Consider the following 22,600-nt stretch of genomic DNA (forward strand, 5'->3'; position numbering starts at 1 on the left):
TATAAATACATATTTTAGGAGGATGAATAGTATGGCAATCACTGCACAAATGGTAAAAGAATTACGTGAAAAAACTGGCGCAGGTATGATGGACTGCAAAAAAGCTTTAACAGAAACTAATGGCGACATGGAGAAGGCAATTGACTTCTTACGTGAAAAAGGTATTGCGAAAGCTGCTAAAAAAGCAGACCGCATCGCTGCTGAAGGTTTAACTTTCATCGAAACAAACGGTAACGAAGGTTTAATCTTAGAATTAAACTCTGAAACTGATTTCGTTGCGAAAAACGAAGGTTTCCAAGCATTAATTAAAGAATTAGCTGCTCACTTATTAGCTAACAAACCAGCTAACATTGAAGAAGCTATGGCTCAAACAATCGAAGGCGGCAAAACAGTAGAAGAGCACATCAACGAAGCAATCGCTAAAATTGGTGAAAAACTTACACTTCGTCGTTTCGAAATCGTAACAAAAACTGATGCTGATGCATTCGGCGCTTACCTACACATGGGTGGACGTATTGGTGTATTAACAGTTCTTGAAGGTTCTACTGACGAAGCTGCTGCTAAAGATGTAGCAATGCACATTGCAGCAGTTAACCCTAAATACATCGACCGCGATGCTGTAACAGCTGAAGAAGTTGAGCATGAGCGTCAAGTATTAACACAACAAGCTTTAAACGAAGGCAAGCCTGAAAAAATCGTTGCAAAAATGGTTGAAGGCCGTCTAGGCAAATTCTTCGAAGAAATTTGCTTACTTGACCAAGCATTCGTTAAAAACCCTGATATGAAAGTTCGTCAGTTCGTTGAGTCTAAAGGCGGAACATTAAAAGGATTCGTTCGCTACGCTGTTGGTGAAGGTATCGAAAAACGCGAAGACAACTTTGCTGAAGAAGTAATGAACCAAGTAAAAGGTAGCAACTAATAAAGATTAGGGAACACATTGTGTTCCCTTTTTTAAAATAAAGATGTAAGCAATTGGAGGTTCATTATGAGTAAACCGAAATATAATCGTGTCGTATTAAAGCTAAGCGGAGAAGCGTTAGCTGGCGAACAAGGATTTGGAATTAACCCATCTGTTATTAAATCAGTTGCGGAACAAGTGAAAGAGATTGCAGAACTTGATGTAGAAGTTGCTGTTGTTGTTGGTGGCGGAAACATTTGGCGTGGAAAAATCGGAAGTGAAATGGGAATGGATCGTGCTGGAGCAGATTACATGGGTATGTTAGCGACAGTTATGAACTCATTAGCTCTTCAAGATAGCCTAGAGAACATTGGAATTCAAACTCGTGTTCAAACTTCAATTGAAATGCGTCAAGTAGCAGAGCCTTACATTCGTCGTAAAGCAGTTCGTCATCTAGAGAAAAAACGTGTTGTGATCTTTGCAGCAGGTACAGGTAACCCTTATTTCTCTACAGATACAACGGCAGCACTACGTGCAGCGGAAATCGAAGCAGACGTTATCTTAATGGCGAAAAACAATGTAGATGGCGTATATAATGCAGATCCATCTCTTGACCCAACAGCTACGAAATACGAAACACTTACTTACTTAGATGTATTAAAAGAAGGTTTAGGTGTAATGGATTCAACAGCTTCTTCTTTATGTATGGACAATGATATTCCATTAATTGTATTCTCTGTTATGGAAAAAGGTAACATTAAACGTGCCGTTTTAGGCGAAAATATTGGAACAGTTGTAAGGGGGAAATAAAGATGGGACAACAAGTATTGAAGTCTTCAAATGAAAAAATGGAAAAAGCAGTTGCTGCTTACTCTCGTGAATTGGCAACAGTTCGCGCAGGTCGTGCAAGCTCGTCTGTATTAGATAAGGTACAAGTTGATTACTATGGTGCACCAACACCTGTTGTGCAATTAGCGAACATTACAGTTCCAGAAGCACGTTTACTTGTAATTCAACCTTATGATAAAACTTCTATCGGTGATATCGAAAAAGCAATTTTAAAAGCAGATTTAGGCTTAAACCCTTCTAATGATGGAACTGTAATTCGTATTGCATTCCCTGCATTAACAGAAGAGCGTCGTCGTGATCTTGTTAAAGTTGTGAAAAAATATGCTGAAGAAGCGAAAGTTGCTGTTCGTAACGTACGTCGTGACGGTAACGATGATCTTAAGAAGCTTGAAAAAGCTGGCGAGATTACAGAAGATGATTTAAGAGGATATACTGAAGATATCCAAAAAGAAACAGATAAATATATTGCAAAAGTTGACGAAATCGCAAAAAACAAAGAAAAAGAAATCATGGAAGTGTAATAGCGATACCTTCGCAAATATGACCCTCTTCTTAAGGGGGTCTTTTTACACTTTTAGGCATATGTCTGCTTGCTGGAGGGTATGAATGATGTTTAAAAACTTTCCTTTTTTTAAAAGTAAAAAGGACGCATCGTTTGATCATCTCGTTGAAGAAGTGAAAAAAGGATACATCCCAGAACATATTGCCATCATTATGGATGGTAATGGAAGATGGGCAAAGAGGAGAGCGATGCCTCGTATTGCGGGACATCATGAAGGCATGCAAGTTGTAAAGAAAATTACAAAATTTGCAAGCAAACTTAATGTGAAAGTATTAACTCTTTATGCTTTTTCAACTGAGAACTGGAAAAGACCGAAAAAGGAAGTTGACTATTTAATGAGGCTTCCAGAAGAATTTCTAGGTACATTTTTACCAGAATTGATTGAAGAGAACGTACAAGTCCGAGTAATAGGACAACAAGATCGTCTTCCTACGCATACACGCAGAGCGATGGAAAAGGCCATGGAAGATACGAAAGAGAATACGGGATTAATTCTTAATTTCGCGTTAAACTATGGAAGTCGAGATGAAATCGTTTCTGCTGTGCAACATATGGTGAAAGATAGTGAGGAAGGAAAAATTCGTGTTGAAGATGTAAGTGAAGAAATGCTTTCTTCCTATTTAATGACGAGTTCTTTACCTGACCCAGAGTTGTTAATCCGTACGAGCGGAGAGCTACGTATTAGTAATTTCATGTTATGGCAAATTGCATATTCGGAATTTTGGTTTACAGATGTGTATTGGCCAGATTTTACCGAGGAACATTTGCTAAATGCGATTACAGACTTTCAGCATAGAGGGCGCAGATTCGGAGGCGTGTAGAAAGAGAGGGTTTGGTAGTGAAACAGAGAATTATTACTGGAGTGGTTGCTGCCGCGCTATTCATTCCCATCGTAATTTACGGTGGCGTGCCTTTTACGGTTTTAGTGTATGCACTTGCTTCTATAGGTTTATATGAATTAATTCGTATGAATAAGCTTACGCTTATTTCAGTACCAACAGTTTTAGCTGCAGTATTATTATGGATTATTTTAATTCCAAGTAGTGCATCAGAACTGTTTACGCAGATTGGATTAGGTAAATTAGAAATCACATTTGTGATTGTTTTATTACTTTTATCATATACAGTCCTTTCTAAGAATACATTTACTTTTGACAATGCTTCATTTTTACTAATGGCAACAGCATATGTTGGAATGGGATTCCTATATTTGAATGAAACGAGAATATTAGGAATTAAATATGTGTTTTGTGCATTATTTGTTATATGGGCTACTGATTCAGGCGCATATTTCGTAGGAAAAGCATTAGGAAAAAGAAAATTATGGCCAGAAATAAGTCCTAATAAAACGATTGAAGGTTCATTAGGCGGCATCGTTTGTGGAATTGTCGTGGCAGTTGTTTATAATATGTTCTTCCCAGTTGAGGCTAATGTAGGGATTTTAATTGTGTTAACAATTGTCATTTCTATTTTTGGACAAATTGGCGATTTAGTACAATCTGCATTTAAACGTCATTATGGCGTAAAGGATTCAGGTACAATTTTACCTGGGCATGGTGGTATATTAGATCGAACAGATAGTTGGTTATTTGTTTTACCAATTCTCTACTTCTTATTACAATATAATTAATAAATGAACGAGGGGTTGGAGTCATGAAAAACATTAGTTTATTAGGTGCAAGCGGATCAATTGGTACACAAACTTTAGATGTATTACGCGCGCACCCAGACCAATTCCGTCTCGTTGCTTTTTCTGTAGGGAAAAATATTGACTACGCAGTAAAGGTAATTCAAGAATTTTCTCCGCAAATCGTCTCTGTGCAAAGAGAGGAAGATGTTTTCAAATTACAAGCTGTTTCTGGTAATACAAAAGTTGTATATGGTAGTGAAGGGCTTTTAGAAGTAGCATTACATCCAGATGCGGAGATTGTAGTAAATGCTGTTGTAGGTAGCGTAGGGTTGTTACCAACACTTCGTGCAATTGAGGCGAAAAAAACAATTGGAATTGCAAATAAAGAAACGTTAGTAACTGCAGGGCATCTTGTAATGGAAGCAGCGCGAAAACATAATGTTTCGTTACTTCCAGTAGATAGTGAACATTCAGCTATTTTTCAATGTTTGAATGGTGAAAATGAAAAAAGAATTTCTCGACTAGTTATTACGGCTTCTGGTGGAAGTTTCCGTGATAAAACGAGAGATGAATTGCATCATGTGACCGTAGAAGATGCGCTTCGACATCCAAACTGGTCAATGGGTTCGAAAATTACAATTGATTCTGCTACAATGATGAATAAGGGGCTAGAAGTAATTGAAGCACATTGGCTTTTTGGTATCCCTTATGAGCAAATCGATGTTGTTTTACATAAAGAAAGTATTATTCATTCTATGGTTGAATTTGAAGATCGTAGTGTGATGGCACAACTTGGATCACCTGATATGCGAGTACCAATTCAATACGCACTTACATATCCTGATCGATTACCTCTTTCAGACACAAAGCAGTTAAATTTATGGGAAATAGGAACGTTGCATTTTGAGAAAATGAACCAAGAACGTTTCCGTTGCTTGCGCTTTGCGTATGAAGCTGGAAAAACAGGTGGAAGTATGCCAGCTGTAATGAATGCAGCGAATGAAGTAGCTGTTGAAGCTTTTTTACAAAAGAGAATTGGTTTCTTAACAGTGGAAGACCTCATTGAAAAAGCAATGAACCATCACAATGTCATTGCACGTCCGAGCTTAGAGGAAATTCTGGAAATTGATGCAGCCACAAGACGGTTTGTGATGGAACAAATTTAGCAAAGGTGGTATGGAATTGAATACAGCGATTGCCTTTATATTAATTTTCGGTGCACTCGTATTTTTCCATGAGCTAGGGCATCTATATTTCGCAAAAAGAGCAGGTATTTTATGCCGTGAGTTTGCGATTGGTTTTGGTCCGAAAATATTCTCATTTGAAAAGAATGAAACGGTGTATACGATTCGATTACTGCCCCTTGGTGGCTATGTAAGAATGGCTGGCGAGGATGCAGATACAGTTGAGTTAAAGCCAGGGAAAAAGGTTGGCCTTGTATTAAATGAAAAAGACGAAGTTACGAAATTAGTTTTTGATGGATATGAAAAGTACCCAAATGTTCGTGTTATTGAAGTGGAACAAGCTGATTTAGAACATAATTTAACAATTTCGGGCTATGAAGAGTATGAGGAAGAGCTTCAAACATTCCGAGTGAATGAAAAGGCTCGTATTATTACTGCTGGTGAAGAAATTCAAATTGCGCCGTATAATAGGCAGTTTGGCTCTAAGAAATTGGGGCAGCGTGCCTTAACAATTTTTGCAGGTCCTGCAATGAACTTCATTTTAGCATTTGTTATTTTTGTGATTCTTGGATTTGTACAAGGTGTTCCTGTTGACAAGCCAATGGTCGGAAAAGTGATGGAGAATAGTGCAGCACAGCAAGCTGGATTAAAAGAAAATGATACAATTCAAGCAATAGATGGGAAAAACACAAGTACATGGAAAGATGTTGTTACCGTTGTACGTGAAAACCCAAATAAAGAAATTACGTTACAAGTAAAGCGTGATAGTGAACAGTTTAATGTGAAAGTAACGCCAACTCTCGATAAAGAAGGTAAAGAAGAAATTGGTAGAATTGGTGTTTACTCTCCAGTAGAGAAAACAGTAATGGGTTCGATTAAATCAGGTTTTGAACAAACATACCAATGGACGAAACTAATTTTTGAGTCTCTTGTGAAATTAGTAACTGGTCAATTCTCTATTAATGAGTTGTCAGGTCCAGTAGGAATTTATAATCTAACAGATCAAGTTGTAGATTATGGATTTACGCGTGTATTAAGTTTAGCAGCAGTTTTAAGTATTAACCTTGGTTTATTTAATTTACTACCAGTCCCTGCTTTAGACGGTGGACGTTTGTTCTTCTTCTTAATTGAAGCGTTACGAGGGAAACCAATTGACCGCCAAAAAGAAGGCATGGTTCACTTTATTGGTTTTGCATTATTAATGTTACTAATGTTAGTTGTAACTTGGAATGACATTCGTAAGTTTTTCTTGTAAAATAAAGTGAAACTTATAATGAAATAGAGATCGTAGAATAAAATCCCTCACCTAACTCGAGGTGAGGGGTTTTACTGCGTATAAGAGTAAAATGAAGAGGTGCGAATAAATGAAACAAAGTATGGTATTCAGTCCTACATTACGTGAAGTTCCAGCTGATGCGGAGATTAAGAGTCATCAGTTATTACTTCGTGCAGGTTTTATGCGTCAAAATGCTTCTGGTATTTATAGTTTTCTACCATTTGGTTTAAAAGTACTACACAAAGTAGAACGTATCGTTCGAGAAGAAATGGAGCGCGCAGGTGCTGTAGAATTATTAATGCCAGCGATGCAAGCTGCAGAATTATGGCAAGAGTCAGGCCGTTGGTATTCTTACGGATCTGAATTAATGCGTATGAAAGACCGTAACGCTCGTGAATTCGCATTAGGTGCGACACATGAAGAAGTAATTACGGATCTTGTACGTGATGAAGTGAAGTCATATAAAAAATTACCGTTAACATTATACCAAATTCAAACAAAATTCCGTGATGAACAAAGACCTCGTTTCGGTTTATTACGTGGAAGAGAGTTTCTAATGAAAGATGCATACTCTTTCCATGCTACACAAGAGAGCTTAGATGAAGTGTACGATCGCTTATACAAAGCATACTCTAACATTTTTGCTCGTTGTGGCTTGAATTTCCGTGCGGTTATTGCTGACTCTGGAGCAATGGGCGGAAAAGATACACATGAATTTATGGTATTATCTGATGTTGGTGAAGATACAATTGCATACTCTGATACATCTAATTATGCAGCGAACATCGAAATGGCTCCTGTTGTAGCTACGTATACGAAGAGTGACGAAGCAGAAAAGGCACTTGAAAAGGTAGCTACACCAGATCAAAAAGCAATTGAAGAGGTATCTGCATTCTTAAATATTGAAGCTGATAAGTGTATTAAGTCTATGGTATTTAAAGTAGATGAGAAATTAGTAGTTGTACTTGTTCGTGGTGATCATGAAGTCAACGATGTAAAAGTGAAAAATGTATACGGCGCTTCAGTTGTTGAGCTTGCTTCTCATGAAGAAGTGAAAGAATTATTACATTGTGAAGTTGGTTCATTAGGACCGATTGGTGTAACAGGTGACATCGAAATTATCGCTGACCATGCTGTAGCATCAATTGTTAACGGATGTTCAGGAGCGAACGAAGAAGGATTCCATTTTGTAAATGTAAATCCAGAACGTGACTTTAAAGTAAGTCAATATACAGATTTACGCTTCATTCAAGAAGGAGACCAATCTCCAGACGGAAACGGAACAATTCTTTTCGCACGCGGAATTGAAGTTGGTCATGTATTCAAATTAGGAACACGTTATAGTGAAGCAATGAACGCAACATTCCTAGATGAAAACGGAAAAACACAACCACTTATTATGGGTTGTTACGGTATCGGTGTATCTCGTACAGTGGCAGCAATCGCAGAGCAGTTTAATGATGAGAACGGTTTAGTTTGGCCAAAAGCTGTTGCACCATTCCATGTGCATGTAATTCCAGTAAATATGAAATCTGATGCGCAACGTGAAATGGGTGAAAACATCTACAACTCATTACAAGAGCAAAGATATGAAGTATTACTAGATGATCGTGCAGAACGTGCAGGTGTTAAATTTGCAGATGCAGATTTATTCGGCCTTCCAGTTCGCGTGACAGTTGGTAAAAAAGCAGACGAAGGTATTGTAGAAGTGAAAGTACGTGCTACAGGCGAGTCTGAAGAAGTGAAAGTAGAAGAACTTCAAACATATATTGCAAATATTTTAAAATAAGAAGAGGTACCTCGCAATGAGGTACCTTCTCTTTCTTTGTAAGCGTATTTTGTAAAAGAAGAAGGGAGAAATCTTTCTTTGTAGTACGTTTCAATTTATAATAGCAAATGGAAGGAGAGTGCTTATGTCTTTAACAAATGAACAACAAGAGCGATTTCAAATTTTGCTCCAGCAGTTGCAAATACCAGATGACCTTATAAATCAATATTTACAAGGCGGTGGTATTGAAAGGCTCGTTATTGATAAAGCGAATAAAAGTTGGCATTTTGATTTACAAGTGCCACGTATTTTGCCTACAGAACTATATGAATTGCTAGAAACAAAGCTTAAGCAATCATTTTCTCATATTGCAAGAACAACATTTGCATTAGAAGCAGAGAATAAACAATTTACAGAAGAAGAAGTGAGGGCGTATTGGCCGCTTTGTACGGAACGAATTACATTTTCACCTATGTTTGCTTATTTAAAGAAGCAGCTTCCGCAGGTGAATGGAGTGAAGTTGCTAATAAATGTGAATAACGATCTGGAATCTACTGCTTTAAAGAAAAACGTTGCGAAACCAGTAGGAGATCAATACGAGGCTTTTGGATTCCCGCGTTTTCAGTTAGACACACATATACAGCAAAATACAGAAGAAATGCAAAAGTTTCGTGAGCAAACGCAGCAAGAAGACCGTGAACGTGTTATACAAGCTATGGAAGAAATGGCGAAGAAGCAAGCTGAAGAAAGTAGCGTTGTGCATGAAGGTCCGGTTGTGCTTGGGTATCTTATTAAGCCAGATGAAGAGATTACACCGATGCGAGAAATTCAAGATGAAGAAAGAAGAAAAACAGTTCAAGGGTATGTTTTCCATGTAGAAACGAAAGAGCTTCGTAGTGGCCGTACGTTATTAACGCTAAAAATAACAGATTATACGGATTCAATTATGATCAAAATGTTCTCACGTGATAAAGAAGATATTCCTATGCTGCAATCCTTGAAAAAAGGAATGTGGGTGAAAGCACGTGGTTCTGTTCAAAATGATACGTTTGTTCGAGATTTAGTAATGATTGCAAATGATATTAATGAAATAACAGGACCGTCTCGTAAAGATAAAGCGCCAGAAGGTGAAAAACGTGTAGAGCTGCATCTTCACACACCGATGAGCCAAATGGACGCTGTTACTCCTGTTTCTAGACTTGTTGCTCAAGCAGGTAAATGGGGACATGAGGCAATTGCTGTTACAGACCATGCTGTTGCGCAGTCTTTCCCAGAGGCATATTCTGCGGGTAAAAAGGCTGGGGTTAAAGTTATATATGGTGTAGAAGCGAATTTAGTTAATGATGGTGTACCGATTGCTTATAACGAAGCACATCGTTTACTTGCAGAGGAAACATATGTTGTTTTCGACGTTGAGACGACAGGTTTATCAGCTGTATATGATACTGTTATCGAGTTAGCGGCTGTAAAAGTAAAAGGTGGCGAAATTATTGACCGCTTTGAATCTTTCGCAAATCCACATCAACCGTTATCTGCGACGATTATTGAATTAACAGGCATTACAGATGATATGTTAACGGATGCACCAGAAGTGGACGAAGTGTTTAAAAAGTTTGAGGAATGGATGGGCGATCATACACTTGTTGCTCATAATGCAAGCTTCGATATGGGCTTTATTAACGTAGGTTTTAAAAAGGCTGGACTAGAAAAAACGAATAACCCAGTTATTGATACGTTAGAACTTGCACGATTCTTATTCCCAGAAATGAAAAACCATCGATTAAATACGATGTGTAAAAAGCTTGATATTGAATTAACGCAACATCACCGTGCGATTTATGATACAGAAGCAACGGGATACTTACTTGTGAAAATGTTAAAAGATGTAATTGAAAAGGGATTTGAATATCACGATCAATTAAATGATAGTATGGGGCAAGGGGATGCGTATAAGCGTGGACGTCCAAGTCATATGACGTTACTTGCCACATCAGATGTAGGATTGAAAAATTTATATAAACTTGTTTCCTATTCTCACCTAAATTACTTTTACCGTGTACCACGAGTACCAAGATCACTATTAAAAAAATATCGTGAAGGAATTTTAGTAGGAACGGCTTGTGATAAAGGTGAAGTGTTTGAGGCAATGATGCAAAAAGCTCCTGAAGAGGTAGAAGAAATTGCGCAGTTCTATGATTACATTGAAGTAATGCCTCCAGAGGTGTTACGTCATTTAGTAGAGCGTGAACTTGTTCGAGATGAAGGGCAATTAAAAACAATTATTTCTAACTTAGTAAAACTAGGTGAGACGTTAGATAAACCAGTTGTTGCTACAGGAAACGTGCATTATATAGACCCAGAGGATGCGATGTATCGCAAAATTTTAGTCAGTTCGCAGGGCGGAGCCAATCCGTTAAATCGACATTCATTACCGCCTGTACATTTCCGTACAACGGATGAAATGTTAGAGTGTTTTTCATTCTTAGGTGAAGACGTAGCGAAAGAAATTGTTGTAACGAATACACAAAAGGTTGCATCATTAATTGGTGATGTTCATCCAGTGAAAGATGATCTATATACACCGAAAATTGAAGGTGCAGATGATGAGACGCGTGACATGAGTTATAAAATGGCGCGTAGCATTTATGGTGAAGAGTTACCTGGAATTGTAGAAGCACGTTTAGAAAAAGAATTAAAAAGTATTATTGGGCATGGATTCGCCGTAATTTATTTAATTTCACATAAGCTCGTAAAAAAATCATTAGTAGACGGATATTTAGTAGGTTCCCGTGGGTCGGTAGGTTCATCATTCGTTGCAACGATGATGGAAATTACAGAAGTAAATCCATTACCACCACACTATGTATGTCCGAAGTGTAAGCAATCAGAATTCTTTAATGATGGTTCTGTAGGTTCTGGTTTTGACTTACCAGATAAAGAATGTCCTACATGTAATGTTCCATACGTAAAAGATGGACATGATATTCCGTTCGAAACGTTCCTTGGATTTAAAGGAGATAAAGTACCCGATATCGATTTGAATTTCTCCGGGGAATACCAACCACGTGCCCATAACTATACGAAAGTACTGTTCGGTGAAGATTATGTATATCGTGCAGGAACGATTGGTACAGTTGCGGAAAAAACTGCTTATGGATATGTAAAGGGTTATGCAAATGATCATAACTTAACGATTCGAAATGCAGAGATTGACCGCTTAGTAGCAGGATGTACCGGTGTAAAACGTACAACCGGACAGCATCCAGGTGGTATTATCGTTGTGCCAGATTACATGGACATATTTGATTTCTCACCAATACAGTTTCCGGCAGATTCAATAGGGGCGGAGTGGAGAACGACACACTTTGATTTCCACTCCATTCATGATAATTTATTGAAACTTGATATACTAGGACACGATGATCCGACTGTTATTCGTATGTTACAAGATTTAAGTGGTATTGATCCGAAAACAATCCCAACAGACGATCCGGAAGTAATGAAAATTTTCTCTGGGCCAGAACCATTAGGGGTAACGGAAGAACAAATTAACTGTAAAACAGGTACACTTGGTATACCAGAGTTTGGTACGAAATTCGTAAGGCAGATGTTAGAAGAGACGAAACCTACGACATTCTCTGAGTTAGTCCAAATTTCTGGACTATCACATGGTACGGACGTATGGCTTGGTAATGCAAACGAGTTAATTTATAACGGTACATGTACGCTGAGTGAGGTTATCGGTTGTCGTGATGACATCATGGTATATTTAATCTATCAAGGTTTAGACCCATCATTAGCCTTCAAAATTATGGAGTCAGTTCGTAAAGGTAAAGGTGTACCGGAAGAATGGGAAGATGACATGAAAAGTAATAATGTACCAGGTTGGTATATTGATTCATGTAAGAAAATTAAGTACATGTTCCCTAAAGCCCATGCGGCTGCTTACGTACTTATGGCTGTACGTATTGCATATTTTAAAGTACATTTCGCGCTTCTATTCTATGCGGCATACTTTACAGTTCGTGCAGATGACTTTGACGTAGAGGCAATGGCGAAAGGTTCAGCATCAATACGTGTAAGAATTGATGAAATTGCGCAAAAAGGTTTGGATGCAGCGCCGAAAGAGAAAAGTTTATTAACAGTACTAGAAATGACACTGGAAATGTGTGAGCGTGGATACTCATTCCAAAAGGTTGATTTATACCGTTCGCATGCAACAGAATTTATTATTGATGGGGATACTTTAATTCCTCCATTTAATGCAGTGCCTGGACTTGGTACAAACGCAGCTTTAAGTATTGTAGAAGCACGCAAAAATGGAGAGTTCTTATCAAAAGAAGACCTGCAGCAGCGCAGCAAGGTTTCGAAAACAATTATTGAGTATTTAGATAGTCAAGGTTGCTTAGGGGATCTACCTGATCAAAACCAGTTATCACTGTTCTAATAGGTAGGAAAAGTCTTTGCAAATCAATATTTGCTATGGTATACTATTAACCGAGATAACCATGTCATGTATATTGTGTGAAAAAAAGAGTGGGGAAACCCACTCTTTCGTGTTACTATCTACGTTTTATTGATGTGGAGAGGTAAGAAATTTCTGTCGTATATACATATTTTGTTACAAGTTTTACTTCTTAAATTTGGTAATACTAAGACAGATATTCCCTGCTTAACGGCAGGGGCTTTTGTTAGCTAACGAGAAAGAATAAGATAGACCGTTTTATGGACGGAGTCTTTTCTTGTAAATGGTACATGGCGGCAGGAAGGAGGCTGTTTATGGATAAGAAAGTCACAGAAGTTGTAGAGGCATTTGCGCAGCCAATCGTTGAAGAGTTAAATCTTGAACTTGTAGATGTAGAGTATGTGAAAGAAGGACAAGACTGGTTCTTACGCGTATTCATCGATTCTGAAAAGGGAGTCGACATTGAAGAATGCGGTGCGGTAAGTGAACGTTTAAGCGAAGCTTTAGATAAAGAGGATCCAATTCCTCATCTTTACTTTTTGGATGTATCATCTCCTGGAGCGGAACGCCCATTAAAGAAAGAGAAAGACTTCCAGCAAGCGGTAGGAAAACAAGTGGCAATTAAAACATATGAGCCGATTGATGGTGAAAAAATGTTTGAAGGAAAGCTACTTTCCTACGATGGTATTACAATTACATTATTATTAACAATTAAAACACGTAAAAAAGAAATCCAAATTCCAATGGACAAAGTTGCAAATGCGCGACTTGCTGTTACGTTTTAGTTAGAAGGGGGATCTTCATGAGCACTGAGTTGTTAGATGCCTTGCTCGTATTAGAGTCAGAAAAAGGAATTAGCAAAGATATTATTATTGATGCAATTGAAGCAGCGTTAATCTCTGCTTATAAACGCAATTTTAACCAAGCACAAAACGTTCGTGTGAGCTTTAACCCAGAAGTGGGAACAATTCAAGTATTAGCACGTAAAGACGTTGTTGATAATGTGTTTGATCCACGTCTTGAAATTTCTGTTGAAGAAGCAAGACAAATTAATCCAAACTATCAAGATGGTGACGTACTAGAAATTGAAGTAACACCAAAAGATTTCGGTCGTATTGCAGCACAAACTGCAAAACAGGTTGTAACACAACGAGTGCGCGAAGCAGAGCGTGGTGTTATTTACTCTGAGTTTAGTGACCGTGAAGAAGACATTATGGTGGGTATCGTACAACGTCAAGATGCTCGTTTTATCTATGTAAGCTTAGGGAAAGTAGAAGCTTTATTACCTGTAAGTGAGCAAATGCCAAACGAACAGTACAAACCACATGATCGTATTCGCGTATTCATTACGAAAGTAGAAAAAACAACGAAAGGACCACAAATTTACGTATCACGTACACATCCTGGCCTTTTAAAACGTTTATTCGAAATGGAAGTTCCTGAAATTTATGATGGAACTGTTGAAATTCGTTCTGTAGCACGTGAAGCTGGCGATCGTTCTAAAATTTCTGTACATGCAGAGAACATTGATGTTGATCCAGTAGGTTCTTGTGTAGGACCGAAAGGACAACGTGTACAACGCATTGTAGACGAACTAAAAGGCGAAAAGATTGACATCGTTCGCTGGTCAAATGATCCAGTAGAATATGTTGCAAATGCTTTAAGCCCATCACAAGTTGTTAAAGTGCTTGTAGATGAAGAAGAAAAAGCAACAACAGTTGTTGTTCCAGACCACCAACTGTCATTAGCTATTGGTAAGCGTGGACAAAATGCACGTCTTGCAGCTAAATTAACAGGTTGGAAAATTGATATTAAGAGTGAGTCTGATGCGAAACAACTTGGTATTGTAACAGAAGAAGATAGCGTAATCGCATTCGGATTCGATTCAGTTGAAGACGAAATCGAATAGAGGTGATGAGTATGAGCAATCGAAAAGTTCCGTTACGAAAATGTGTTGCAACGCAAGAAATGAAATCAAAACGAGAGCTCGTTCGCATTGTTCGTTCCAAAGAGGGAGAAGTGTCCATTGATTTAACTGGAAAGAAATCAGGACGAGGTGCTTATTTATCAAAAGATAAAGAAAGTATTCTTCAAGCCCAAAAGAAAAATGTTTTGGAACATCATCTAAAAGCGAAAATCGACGGTTCTCTATACGAAGAGCTTCTTGAGCTTGTTGAGAAGGAGTCGAAATAAGTGTCCGATTGGAAATCGTTTTTAGGACTAGCAAACCGGGCTCGGAAAATTATTTCGGGTGAAGAACTTGTTTTAAAAGAAGTACGAAGTGGCAAAGCAAAACTTGTATTGCTATCTGAAGATGCGTCAGCAAATACTACAAAACGCATCACGGATAAAACGACGTATTACAACGTACCAATGAGAAAGGTCGAAAATCGACAACAATTAGGGCATGCGATTGGGAGAGATGAGCGAGTCGTTGTAGCTGTGTTAGATGAAGGCTTTGCGAAAAAGCTGTGTAGCATGCTCGATACAAATTACCGGGGGTGAAGGTATGAGTAAAATTCGAGTGCATGAATATGCAAAACAACATAATATCTCAAGTAAAGATCTTATGACAAAACTAAAAGAAATGAATATCGAGGTTTCGAATCATATGACAATGTTAGACGATGAAGTAGTAAACAAATTAGATAATGAATATCAAGCAGAAAAACCTTCTGTTGCAGATGAGTTTGAAGTAGAAGAAAAAGTTGTTCGTAGTAAAAAGAACAGCAATAAGAAAAAGAAAAAAGGCAAAGGAAATGAAGACAAACGTCAAGATAACTTTGCTGGAAGACAACAAACACAAACTGTAGAAACACCAGATAAAATTACTTTCTCTGGAAGTCTTACAGTAGGTGAGCTTGCTAAAAAATTAAGCAAAGAGCCGTCTGAAATTATTAAGAAACTCTTTATGCTTGGAATTATGGCAACAATTAACCAAGACTTAGATAAAGATACAATTGAGTTAATTGCTACTGATTATGGTATTGAAGTAGAAGAAGAAGTAGTTGTAAGTGAAACTGAATTTGAAACATTCATCGATGAGCAAGATGATGAAGAGAACTTAAAAGAGCGTCCAGCTGTAGTTACAATTATGGGGCACGTTGACCATGGTAAAACAACTTTACTTGACTCTATTCGTAATTCAAAAGTAACTGCTGGCGAAGCTGGTGGAATTACTCAGCATATCGGTGCATACCAAGTTGATGTAAATGATAAGAAAATTACGTTCTTAGATACACCAGGTCACGCGGCATTTACAACAATGCGTGCTCGTGGTGCACAAGTAACGGATATTACAATTCTTGTTGTTGCAGCTGATGACGGTGTTATGCCACAAACAGTTGAAGCAATTAGCCATGCGAAAGCAGCTGGAGTACCAATTATTGTAGCTGTGAATAAAATGGATAAACCAGCGGCAAATCCTGATCGTGTAATGCAAGAGTTAACAGAATATGAATTAGTTCCAGAAGCTTGGGGCGGAGATACAATTTTCGTACCAATTTCTGCAATTCAAGGTGAAGGAATTGACAACTTACTAGAAATGATACTTCTTGTAAGTGAAGTAGAAGAATATAAAGCAAATCCAAACCGCTATGCAACTGGTACTGTAATCGAAGCACAGCTTGATAAAGGTAAAGGAACTATCGCGACATTACTTGTTCAAAACGGTACACTTCGAGTTGGAGATCCAATCGTTGTTGGTACTTCATTCGGACGTGTTCGTGCAATGGTAAGTGATATTGGTCGTCGTGTAAAAGTTGCTGGTCCATCAACTCCTGTTGAAATTACAGGATTAAACGAAGTACCACAAGCAGGAGATCGTTTCATGGCATTCGCTGATGAGAAGAAAGCTCGTCAAATCGGTGAATCACGTGCACAAGAAGCGTTACTTGCTCAACGTGGTGAAAAATCTAAATTAAGCCTTGAAGATTTATTCCAACAAATCCAAGAAGGCGATGTAAAAGAAATTAACTTAATTGTGAAAGCAGACGTACAAGGTTCTGTAGAAGCAATGGCAGCATCACTTCGTAAAATTGATGTTGAAGGCGTAAAAGTGAAAATTATCCATACAGGCGTAGGTGCGATTACAGAATCTGATGTTATTTTAGCTTCTGCATCTAATGCAATTGTAATTGGATTTAACGTACGCCCTGATGTGAATGCGAAGCGTACAGCTGAATTAGAGAATGTTGATGTTCGTTTACACCGTATTATCTATAAAGTAATCGAAGAAATTGAATCAGCAATGCAAGGTATGCTGGATCCAGAATTCGAAGAAAAAGTAATCGGTCAAGCGGAAGTACGCCAAACATTCAAGGTAACAAAAGTTGGAACAATCGCAGGTTGTTACGTAATAGACGGTAAAATCACACGTGATAGTGGCGTGCGTATTATCCGTGATGGCATAGTAATTTTCGAAGGACAACTTGATACGTTAAAACGTTTCAAAGACGATGTAAAAGAAGTTGCACAAAACTATGAGTGTGGTATTACAATTGAGAGATATAATGATCTTAAAGAAGGGGACATCATTGAAGCGTACATTATGGAAGAAGTGAAGCGATGATTATCGCTTCACTCTCATTCGAGTGTATGATTTACGATGTGCATTCTTTAAAAGAGAAACGAGCAATTTTGCAACGGGTGCTAACTCGTGTGAAGCAGCGTTTTAACGTAGCTGTTTCAGAGGTAGGGCATCAAGATGTATGGCAACGTACAGAAATTGCAATTGTTTCTGTATCCTCTAATCGTGTTATTTGTGAAAAAGAAATGAATCGTGTACTCGAGTACATCGATTCATTTCCTGAAATTGAACGTACAATAACACAATTGGAATGGTATTGAATGAGGTGAAGAGTTATGAAATTACGTGCAAACCGTGTAGGCGAGCAAATGAAAAAAGAATTAGGCGACATCATCAGTCGTAAAATTAAAGATCCACGTGTTGGATTTGTTACAGTAACAGATGTACAAGTGAGTGGAGATTTACAAATTGCTACAGTATATATTTCTGTTTTAGGTGATGAGGAACAGAAAGAAAGTACATTAAAAGGTTTAGCGAAGGCAAAAGGCTTCATTCGTTCAGAAATTGGCCAGCGTATTCGTCTTCGTAAAACACCGGAAATTTCCTTTGAATTTGATGAGTCTATCGGATACGGTCATCGAATTGATACACTTTTACATCAAATTAATAAAGACGGTAAACGTGAAGAATAATGGATAGACATTTGTCTATCCATTTTTTCAATGCAAAATAAATTTTGAGTAATTACTATGAAAGAATTATGATGAGGTGAACATATATGGAAGGTGTAGTATTATTACATAAGCCAAAAGGCATGACATCACATGATTGTGTATTTAAATTAAGAAAGATATTGCGTGAGAAACGAATTGGTCATACAGGAACATTGGATCCAGATGTAACAGGAGTATTACCTATTTGTGTAGGACGAGCAACGAAGATTGCACAATTTTTAACAAGTGAGACGAAAACATATGAAGGTGAAGTAACACTTGGATTTTCAACGACAACTGAAGATGCTTCTGGTGAAGTTGTTGAAACGAAAAATGTAGATCGTGTTATTACTCGTAAGGAAGTAGAAGAGGCTCTTGCTGCATTAACAGGTACCATTGAACAGATGCCTCCGATGTTTTCAGCTGTAAAAGTTAATGGAAAAAAATTATATGAATATGCAAGAGCAGGGCAAGAAGTTGAACGTCCAGTTCGTACAATTACAATTCATGAATTTGTATTACTAGATGACCGTGAAGTGTTTGAGGGAGAAAATATTTCATTCCGTTTCCGTGTAACGTGTAGTAAAGGGACATATGTAAGAACGTTAGCAGTAATGATTGGTGAAAAACTTGGTTTTCCATCACATATGTCTCACCTTGTAAGAACAGCTTCTGGTGAATTTTTATTAGAAGATTGCATATCATTTGAAGAAATTGAAGAAAACGTGCAAAATGGAACAGTAGAGTCTATCTTCATTTCAATTGATGAAGCGTTAAGTAAGTTCCCGAAAATGGTTGTAGATGAAAAGCAAGCAGAGAAAATAAAGAATGGTATGTTCTTAAAAAATGAATTGCAAATAACAGCGCCATTTATAACAGTGTTTAATAAAAATGATCGCTGCCTTGCAATTTATGAGCACCATCCAAAACACCCTGGTATGCTAAAGCCGATGAAAGTACTTGTGAATAATCAAGAACTAAAGCTATAATGAATTATTGGAAGGATTATTACAGAAAAAGGTGAATTCAAGCGTGAAACTTATTCATTTAACTCATCCACATGAACAAAATAAATTAGAATTACCACCTACTGTAATGGCATTAGGATTTTTTGATGGCATTCATTTAGGACATCAATGTGTAATTCGAACTGCGAAACAAATAGCGGATGAACGGGGATATAAAAGTGCAGTTATGACGTTTTATCCGCACCCATCTGTTGTTTTAGGAAAAAAGGAAGCGCATGCGGAGTATATTACACCAATGTGTGATAAAGAAAAAATAGTCGAGGACTTAGGAATCGATATATTATATGTTATTAAATTTGATGAATCGTTTGCAGGTTTATTGCCACAACAATTTGTAGATGATTATATTATTGGTTTAAATGTAAAGCATGTAGTAGCAGGGTTTGATTATTCATATGGACGTTTAGGAAAAGGAAAGATGGAGACTTTACCATTTCATGCAAGAGGGGAGTTTACACAGACTGTGATTGAAAAAGTTGAATTTCAAGAAGAGAAAGTAAGTTCTACAGCATTACGAAAGTTAATTCGAAATGGCGAAATGGAACAAATTCCATCTATTTTAGGTAGAGCATATACGGTAGGGGGAACGGTTGTACACGGCGATAAGCGTGGACGTCAAATTGGTTTTCCCACAGCTAATATAGGTTTAAGTGATGAGTATCTATTACCACCTGTAGGTGTTTATGCAGTGAGATTAAAAGTTCACGATGAATGGTACGATGGTGTATGTAATATTGGATATAAACCGACTTTTAAAGAAGATGAGCGTCAATTATCTATTGAAGTGCATTTATTTGAATTTAACAAAGATATATATGATCAAAATGTTACAGTAGAGTGGCATATGCGTATAAGAGAAGAGAAGAAATTCAATGGCATCGATGAGTTAGTTGAACAAATTGCAAAAGATAAGAAAATAGCACAAGAATATTTTGCGAACGAAAAGAATATACTTGCTTTTTCAAGTGAAAAGTAGTATTCTATGTTATGTACTTTATGACAACCATTACTTGGCATTGCGACTCACCGATGCTTGCTAGGTAACTGGGGGTTTAATTATTAGGAGGTGAAATAGGATGGCTTTAACACAAGAGCGTAAAAATGAAATCATTGCACAATTTAGAACTCATGAGACTGATACTGGTTCTCCAGAGGTTCAAATTGCTGTCCTAACGGAGCAAATTAACACTCTAAACGAGCACTTACGTACTCACAAGAAGGATCATCATTCACGTCGTGGTCTATTAAAGATGGTTGGTAAACGTCGTAACTTACTTACTTACCTTCGTAATAGCGATATCACACGTTACCGTGAATTAATCACAAAGCTTGGCTTACGTCGATAGTCAAAGAAGCGGGAATATTCCCGCTTTTTTGTTAGGTAAAAATATATCTTCTACCCTTTATAGCTTACTTCATTTTCGGTAATACTAGAGGTAGAATATTGTGATATACTATCCATTTACATAGAAGAATTGAATACTTTAAATTGAGAGGGGTACTTAAATGAGTCAAGAAAAGCAAGTCTTCTCGATAGATTTAGCTGGTCGTCAGCTAACAGTTGAAACAAGTCAGCTTGCGAAGCAAGCGAACGGAGCAGTATTAGTAAGATATGGCGATACAGCGGTTCTATCTACAGCAACTGCATCAAAAGAACCAAAAAATGTAGATTTCTTCCCACTTACAGTAAACTATGAAGAGCGTTTATATGCAGTCGGAAAAATTCCTGGCGGTTTCATTAAACGTGAAGGTCGCCCGAGTGAAAAAGCGATTTTGGCAAGTCGTTTAATTGACCGACCAATTCGTCCACTTTTCGCAGATGGTTTCCGTAACGAAGTACAAGTTGTCAGCATAGTAATGAGTGTTGATCAAGATTGTTCTTCTGAAATGGCAGCTATGCTTGGTTCTTCATTAGCGTTATCGATTTCAGATATTCCATTTGAAGGCCCAATTGCGGGTGCAACAGTTGGTCGTATTAACGGCGAATTCGTTATTAATCCAACAGTAGAACAGCAAGAACAAAGTGATATTCACCTTGTTGTGGCTGGTACGAAAGATGCAATCAACATGGTTGAAGCAGGAGCAGATCAAGTGCCTGAAGAAACAATGTTAGAAGCAATTATGTTTGGTCATGACGAAATTAAACGTCTAATTGCATTCCAAGAAGAGATTGTACAAGCTGTAGGTAAAGAGAAATCAGAAGTGAAACTTTATGAAGTTGACGCTGATCTTAATCAAGCTGTACGTGAAATGTCTGAGAAGGATATGCATTCTGCAATTCAAGTACATGAGAAACACGCACGTGAAGATGCAATTAACGAAGTGAAAAAGCGTGTAATTGAGCATTACGAAGCGCAGGAAGCTGACGCTGATACATTAGGACAAGTAAGTGAGATTTTATATAAAATTGTAAAAGAAGAAGTACGTCGTCTTATTACAGTTGAAAAAATCCGCCCAGATGGCCGTAAAGGTGACGAAATCCGTCCATTAGCATCAGAGGTTGGCATTTTATCTCGTACACACGGTTCTGGTTTATTCACACGTGGACAAACACAAGCATTAAGTATTTGTACATTAGGTGCATTAGGCGATGTGCAAATTTTAGATGGTCTTGGTGTAGAAGAATCAAAACGCTTTATGCACCATTACAATTTCCCATCATTTAGTGTTGGTGAAACGAGACCAATGCGTGGACCAGGTCGTCGTGAAATTGGTCACGGTGCACTAGGAGAACGTGCTCTTGAGCCTGTAATTCCATCTGAAAAAGATTTCCCATATACAGTACGTCTTGTATCTGAAGTTTTAGAATCAAATGGTTCTACTTCACAAGCAAGTATTTGTGGTAGTACTTTAGCAATGATGGATGCTGGTGTTCCACTTAAAGCTCCGGTTGCAGGTATTGCAATGGGTCTAGTTAAAACTGGTGAGCATTACACAATTTTATCTGATATTCAAGGTATGGAAGATCATTTAGGCGATATGGACTTTAAAGTAGCGGGTACAGCAAAAGGTGTAACTGCACTGCAAATGGACATTAAAATCGATGGTCTATCTCGTGAAATTTTAGAAGAGGCATTACAACAAGCGAAAGTTGGTCGTGTGCACATTCTAAATCATATGTTATCTGTTATTGCAGAGCCACGTACTGAATTATCAGCTTACGCTCCAAAGATTATTACAATGACAATTAACCCAGATAAAATCCGTGACGTTATTGGACCAAGCGGTAAGCAAATCAATAAAATTATTGAAGAAACTGGTGTTAAAATTGACATCGAGCAAGATGGTACAGTATTTATTTCTTCAATAAATCAAGAAATGAATGATAAAGCTAAGAAAATTATCGAAGATATCGTTCGCGAAGTACAAGTAGGTGAAATCTACGAAGGAAAAGTAAAACGTGTTGAGAAATTCGGTGCTTTCGTTGAATTATTCAGCGGTAAAGATGGATTAGTTCACATTTCTGAACTTGCACTTGAGCGTGTAGGTAAAGTAGAAGACGTTGTGAAAATCGGTGATGTAATTACAGTTAAAGTGATCGAGATTGACAAGCAAGGTCGTGTGAACTTATCTAGAAAAGTATTGCTAAAAGAAGAGCAAGAAAAAGAAGCTGCTAAAGAAGAAAACAAACAAGAGCAGCAATAAGTAAAAGCCAGTTAAACTGGCTTTTTTTGTTATGTAAAAATATGATTTATATAT

At 37.6% G+C, this 22,600-nt stretch carries 20 protein-coding genes; all 20 read left to right on the top strand.

Annotated features, from left to right (window positions below; translation table 11 throughout):
• Positions 1 to 31 precede the first annotated feature (31 nt).
• The 20 genes from tsf (at position 32) to pnp (ending at position 22,546) form a co-directional block, all read left to right on the top strand.
• Entirely contained in the window at positions 32 to 919 is an 888-nt protein-coding gene (gene tsf / locus ACTFOB_RS11510) for a translation elongation factor Ts (protein WP_001018585.1), read from the top strand.
• A gap of 66 nt (positions 920 to 985) precedes the next feature.
• The gene (gene pyrH, locus ACTFOB_RS11515) at positions 986 to 1,708 is read left to right on the top strand and encodes a UMP kinase (RefSeq protein ID WP_000042667.1); all 723 of its coding nucleotides are present in this window, start codon (positions 986 to 988) and stop codon (positions 1,706 to 1,708) included.
• Positions 1,709 to 1,710: 2 nt separating this feature from the next.
• Positions 1,711 to 2,268: a ribosome recycling factor gene (gene frr / locus ACTFOB_RS11520; RefSeq protein WP_000531505.1), complete on the top strand. Its 558-nt coding sequence runs from the start codon at positions 1,711 to 1,713 to the stop codon at positions 2,266 to 2,268.
• Between the two features lie 85 nt (positions 2,269 to 2,353).
• Positions 2,354 to 3,130 carry an isoprenyl transferase gene (uppS, locus tag ACTFOB_RS11525; protein ID WP_073516081.1) on the top strand — a complete coding sequence of 259 codons (777 nt, stop codon included), beginning with the start codon at positions 2,354 to 2,356 and terminating at the stop codon, positions 3,128 to 3,130.
• Positions 3,131 to 3,147: 17 nt separating this feature from the next.
• Positions 3,148 to 3,939: a phosphatidate cytidylyltransferase gene (gene cdsA / locus ACTFOB_RS11530; protein ID WP_440025993.1), complete on the top strand. Its 792-nt coding sequence runs from the start codon at positions 3,148 to 3,150 to the stop codon at positions 3,937 to 3,939.
• 23 nt (positions 3,940 to 3,962) lie between these two features.
• Positions 3,963 to 5,105, top strand: a complete 1,143-nt coding sequence (dxr, locus tag ACTFOB_RS11535) for a 1-deoxy-D-xylulose-5-phosphate reductoisomerase (RefSeq protein ID WP_440025995.1) — start codon at positions 3,963 to 3,965, stop codon at positions 5,103 to 5,105.
• Between the two features lie 16 nt (positions 5,106 to 5,121).
• Positions 5,122 to 6,378: an RIP metalloprotease RseP gene (gene rseP, locus ACTFOB_RS11540; protein WP_440025996.1), complete on the top strand. Its 1,257-nt coding sequence runs from the start codon at positions 5,122 to 5,124 to the stop codon at positions 6,376 to 6,378.
• Between the two features lie 109 nt (positions 6,379 to 6,487).
• A complete protein-coding gene (locus ACTFOB_RS11545; protein WP_440025997.1) occupies positions 6,488 to 8,188 on the top strand; it encodes a proline--tRNA ligase in 1,701 nt (566 codons plus the stop codon).
• Positions 8,189 to 8,312: 124 nt separating this feature from the next.
• Positions 8,313 to 12,614 (top strand): PolC-type DNA polymerase III, encoded by a 4,302-nt coding sequence (locus ACTFOB_RS11550; RefSeq protein WP_440025999.1) that lies wholly within the window; start codon positions 8,313 to 8,315, stop codon positions 12,612 to 12,614.
• Between the two features lie 332 nt (positions 12,615 to 12,946).
• The gene (gene rimP, locus ACTFOB_RS11555) at positions 12,947 to 13,417 is read left to right on the top strand and encodes a ribosome maturation factor RimP (protein WP_151632622.1); all 471 of its coding nucleotides are present in this window, start codon (positions 12,947 to 12,949) and stop codon (positions 13,415 to 13,417) included.
• 17 nt (positions 13,418 to 13,434) lie between these two features.
• Positions 13,435 to 14,541, top strand: a complete 1,107-nt coding sequence (nusA, locus tag ACTFOB_RS11560) for a transcription termination factor NusA (protein ID WP_000102596.1) — start codon at positions 13,435 to 13,437, stop codon at positions 14,539 to 14,541.
• Positions 14,542 to 14,552: 11 nt separating this feature from the next.
• Complete coding sequence (gene rnpM, locus ACTFOB_RS11565) at positions 14,553 to 14,825, top strand: RNase P modulator RnpM (RefSeq protein WP_000071127.1); 273 nt, start codon at positions 14,553 to 14,555, stop codon at positions 14,823 to 14,825.
• The gene (locus ACTFOB_RS11570; RefSeq protein WP_151632620.1) at positions 14,826 to 15,137 is read left to right on the top strand and encodes a YlxQ family RNA-binding protein; all 312 of its coding nucleotides are present in this window, start codon (positions 14,826 to 14,828) and stop codon (positions 15,135 to 15,137) included.
• 4 nt (positions 15,138 to 15,141) lie between these two features.
• On the top strand, positions 15,142 to 17,202 hold the full coding sequence (gene infB, locus ACTFOB_RS11575; protein ID WP_151632618.1) for a translation initiation factor IF-2: 2,061 nt from the start codon (positions 15,142 to 15,144) through the stop codon (positions 17,200 to 17,202).
• Entirely contained in the window at positions 17,199 to 17,480 is a 282-nt protein-coding gene (locus ACTFOB_RS11580; protein WP_098068349.1) for a DUF503 domain-containing protein, read from the top strand. Before infB ends, ACTFOB_RS11580 begins: the two co-directional genes overlap by 4 nt.
• A gap of 15 nt (positions 17,481 to 17,495) precedes the next feature.
• Positions 17,496 to 17,852, top strand: a complete 357-nt coding sequence (gene rbfA, locus ACTFOB_RS11585) for a 30S ribosome-binding factor RbfA (RefSeq protein ID WP_000776445.1) — start codon at positions 17,496 to 17,498, stop codon at positions 17,850 to 17,852.
• A gap of 86 nt (positions 17,853 to 17,938) precedes the next feature.
• The gene (gene truB, locus ACTFOB_RS11590; protein ID WP_440026003.1) at positions 17,939 to 18,862 is read left to right on the top strand and encodes a tRNA pseudouridine(55) synthase TruB; all 924 of its coding nucleotides are present in this window, start codon (positions 17,939 to 17,941) and stop codon (positions 18,860 to 18,862) included.
• Positions 18,863 to 18,905: 43 nt separating this feature from the next.
• Positions 18,906 to 19,877, top strand: a complete 972-nt coding sequence (ribF, locus tag ACTFOB_RS11595) for a bifunctional riboflavin kinase/FAD synthetase (RefSeq protein WP_440026005.1) — start codon at positions 18,906 to 18,908, stop codon at positions 19,875 to 19,877.
• 100 nt (positions 19,878 to 19,977) lie between these two features.
• Positions 19,978 to 20,247 (top strand): 30S ribosomal protein S15, encoded by a 270-nt coding sequence (gene rpsO / locus ACTFOB_RS11600; RefSeq protein WP_001229392.1) that lies wholly within the window; start codon positions 19,978 to 19,980, stop codon positions 20,245 to 20,247.
• A gap of 160 nt (positions 20,248 to 20,407) precedes the next feature.
• Positions 20,408 to 22,546: a polyribonucleotide nucleotidyltransferase gene (gene pnp, locus ACTFOB_RS11605; protein ID WP_046957398.1), complete on the top strand. Its 2,139-nt coding sequence runs from the start codon at positions 20,408 to 20,410 to the stop codon at positions 22,544 to 22,546.
• Positions 22,547 to 22,600: the final 54 nt, after the last annotated feature.

Source organism: Bacillus cereus group sp. MYBK79-1 (assembly GCF_051915365.1).
Classification (GTDB): Bacteria; Bacillota; Bacilli; order Bacillales; family Bacillaceae_G; genus Bacillus_A.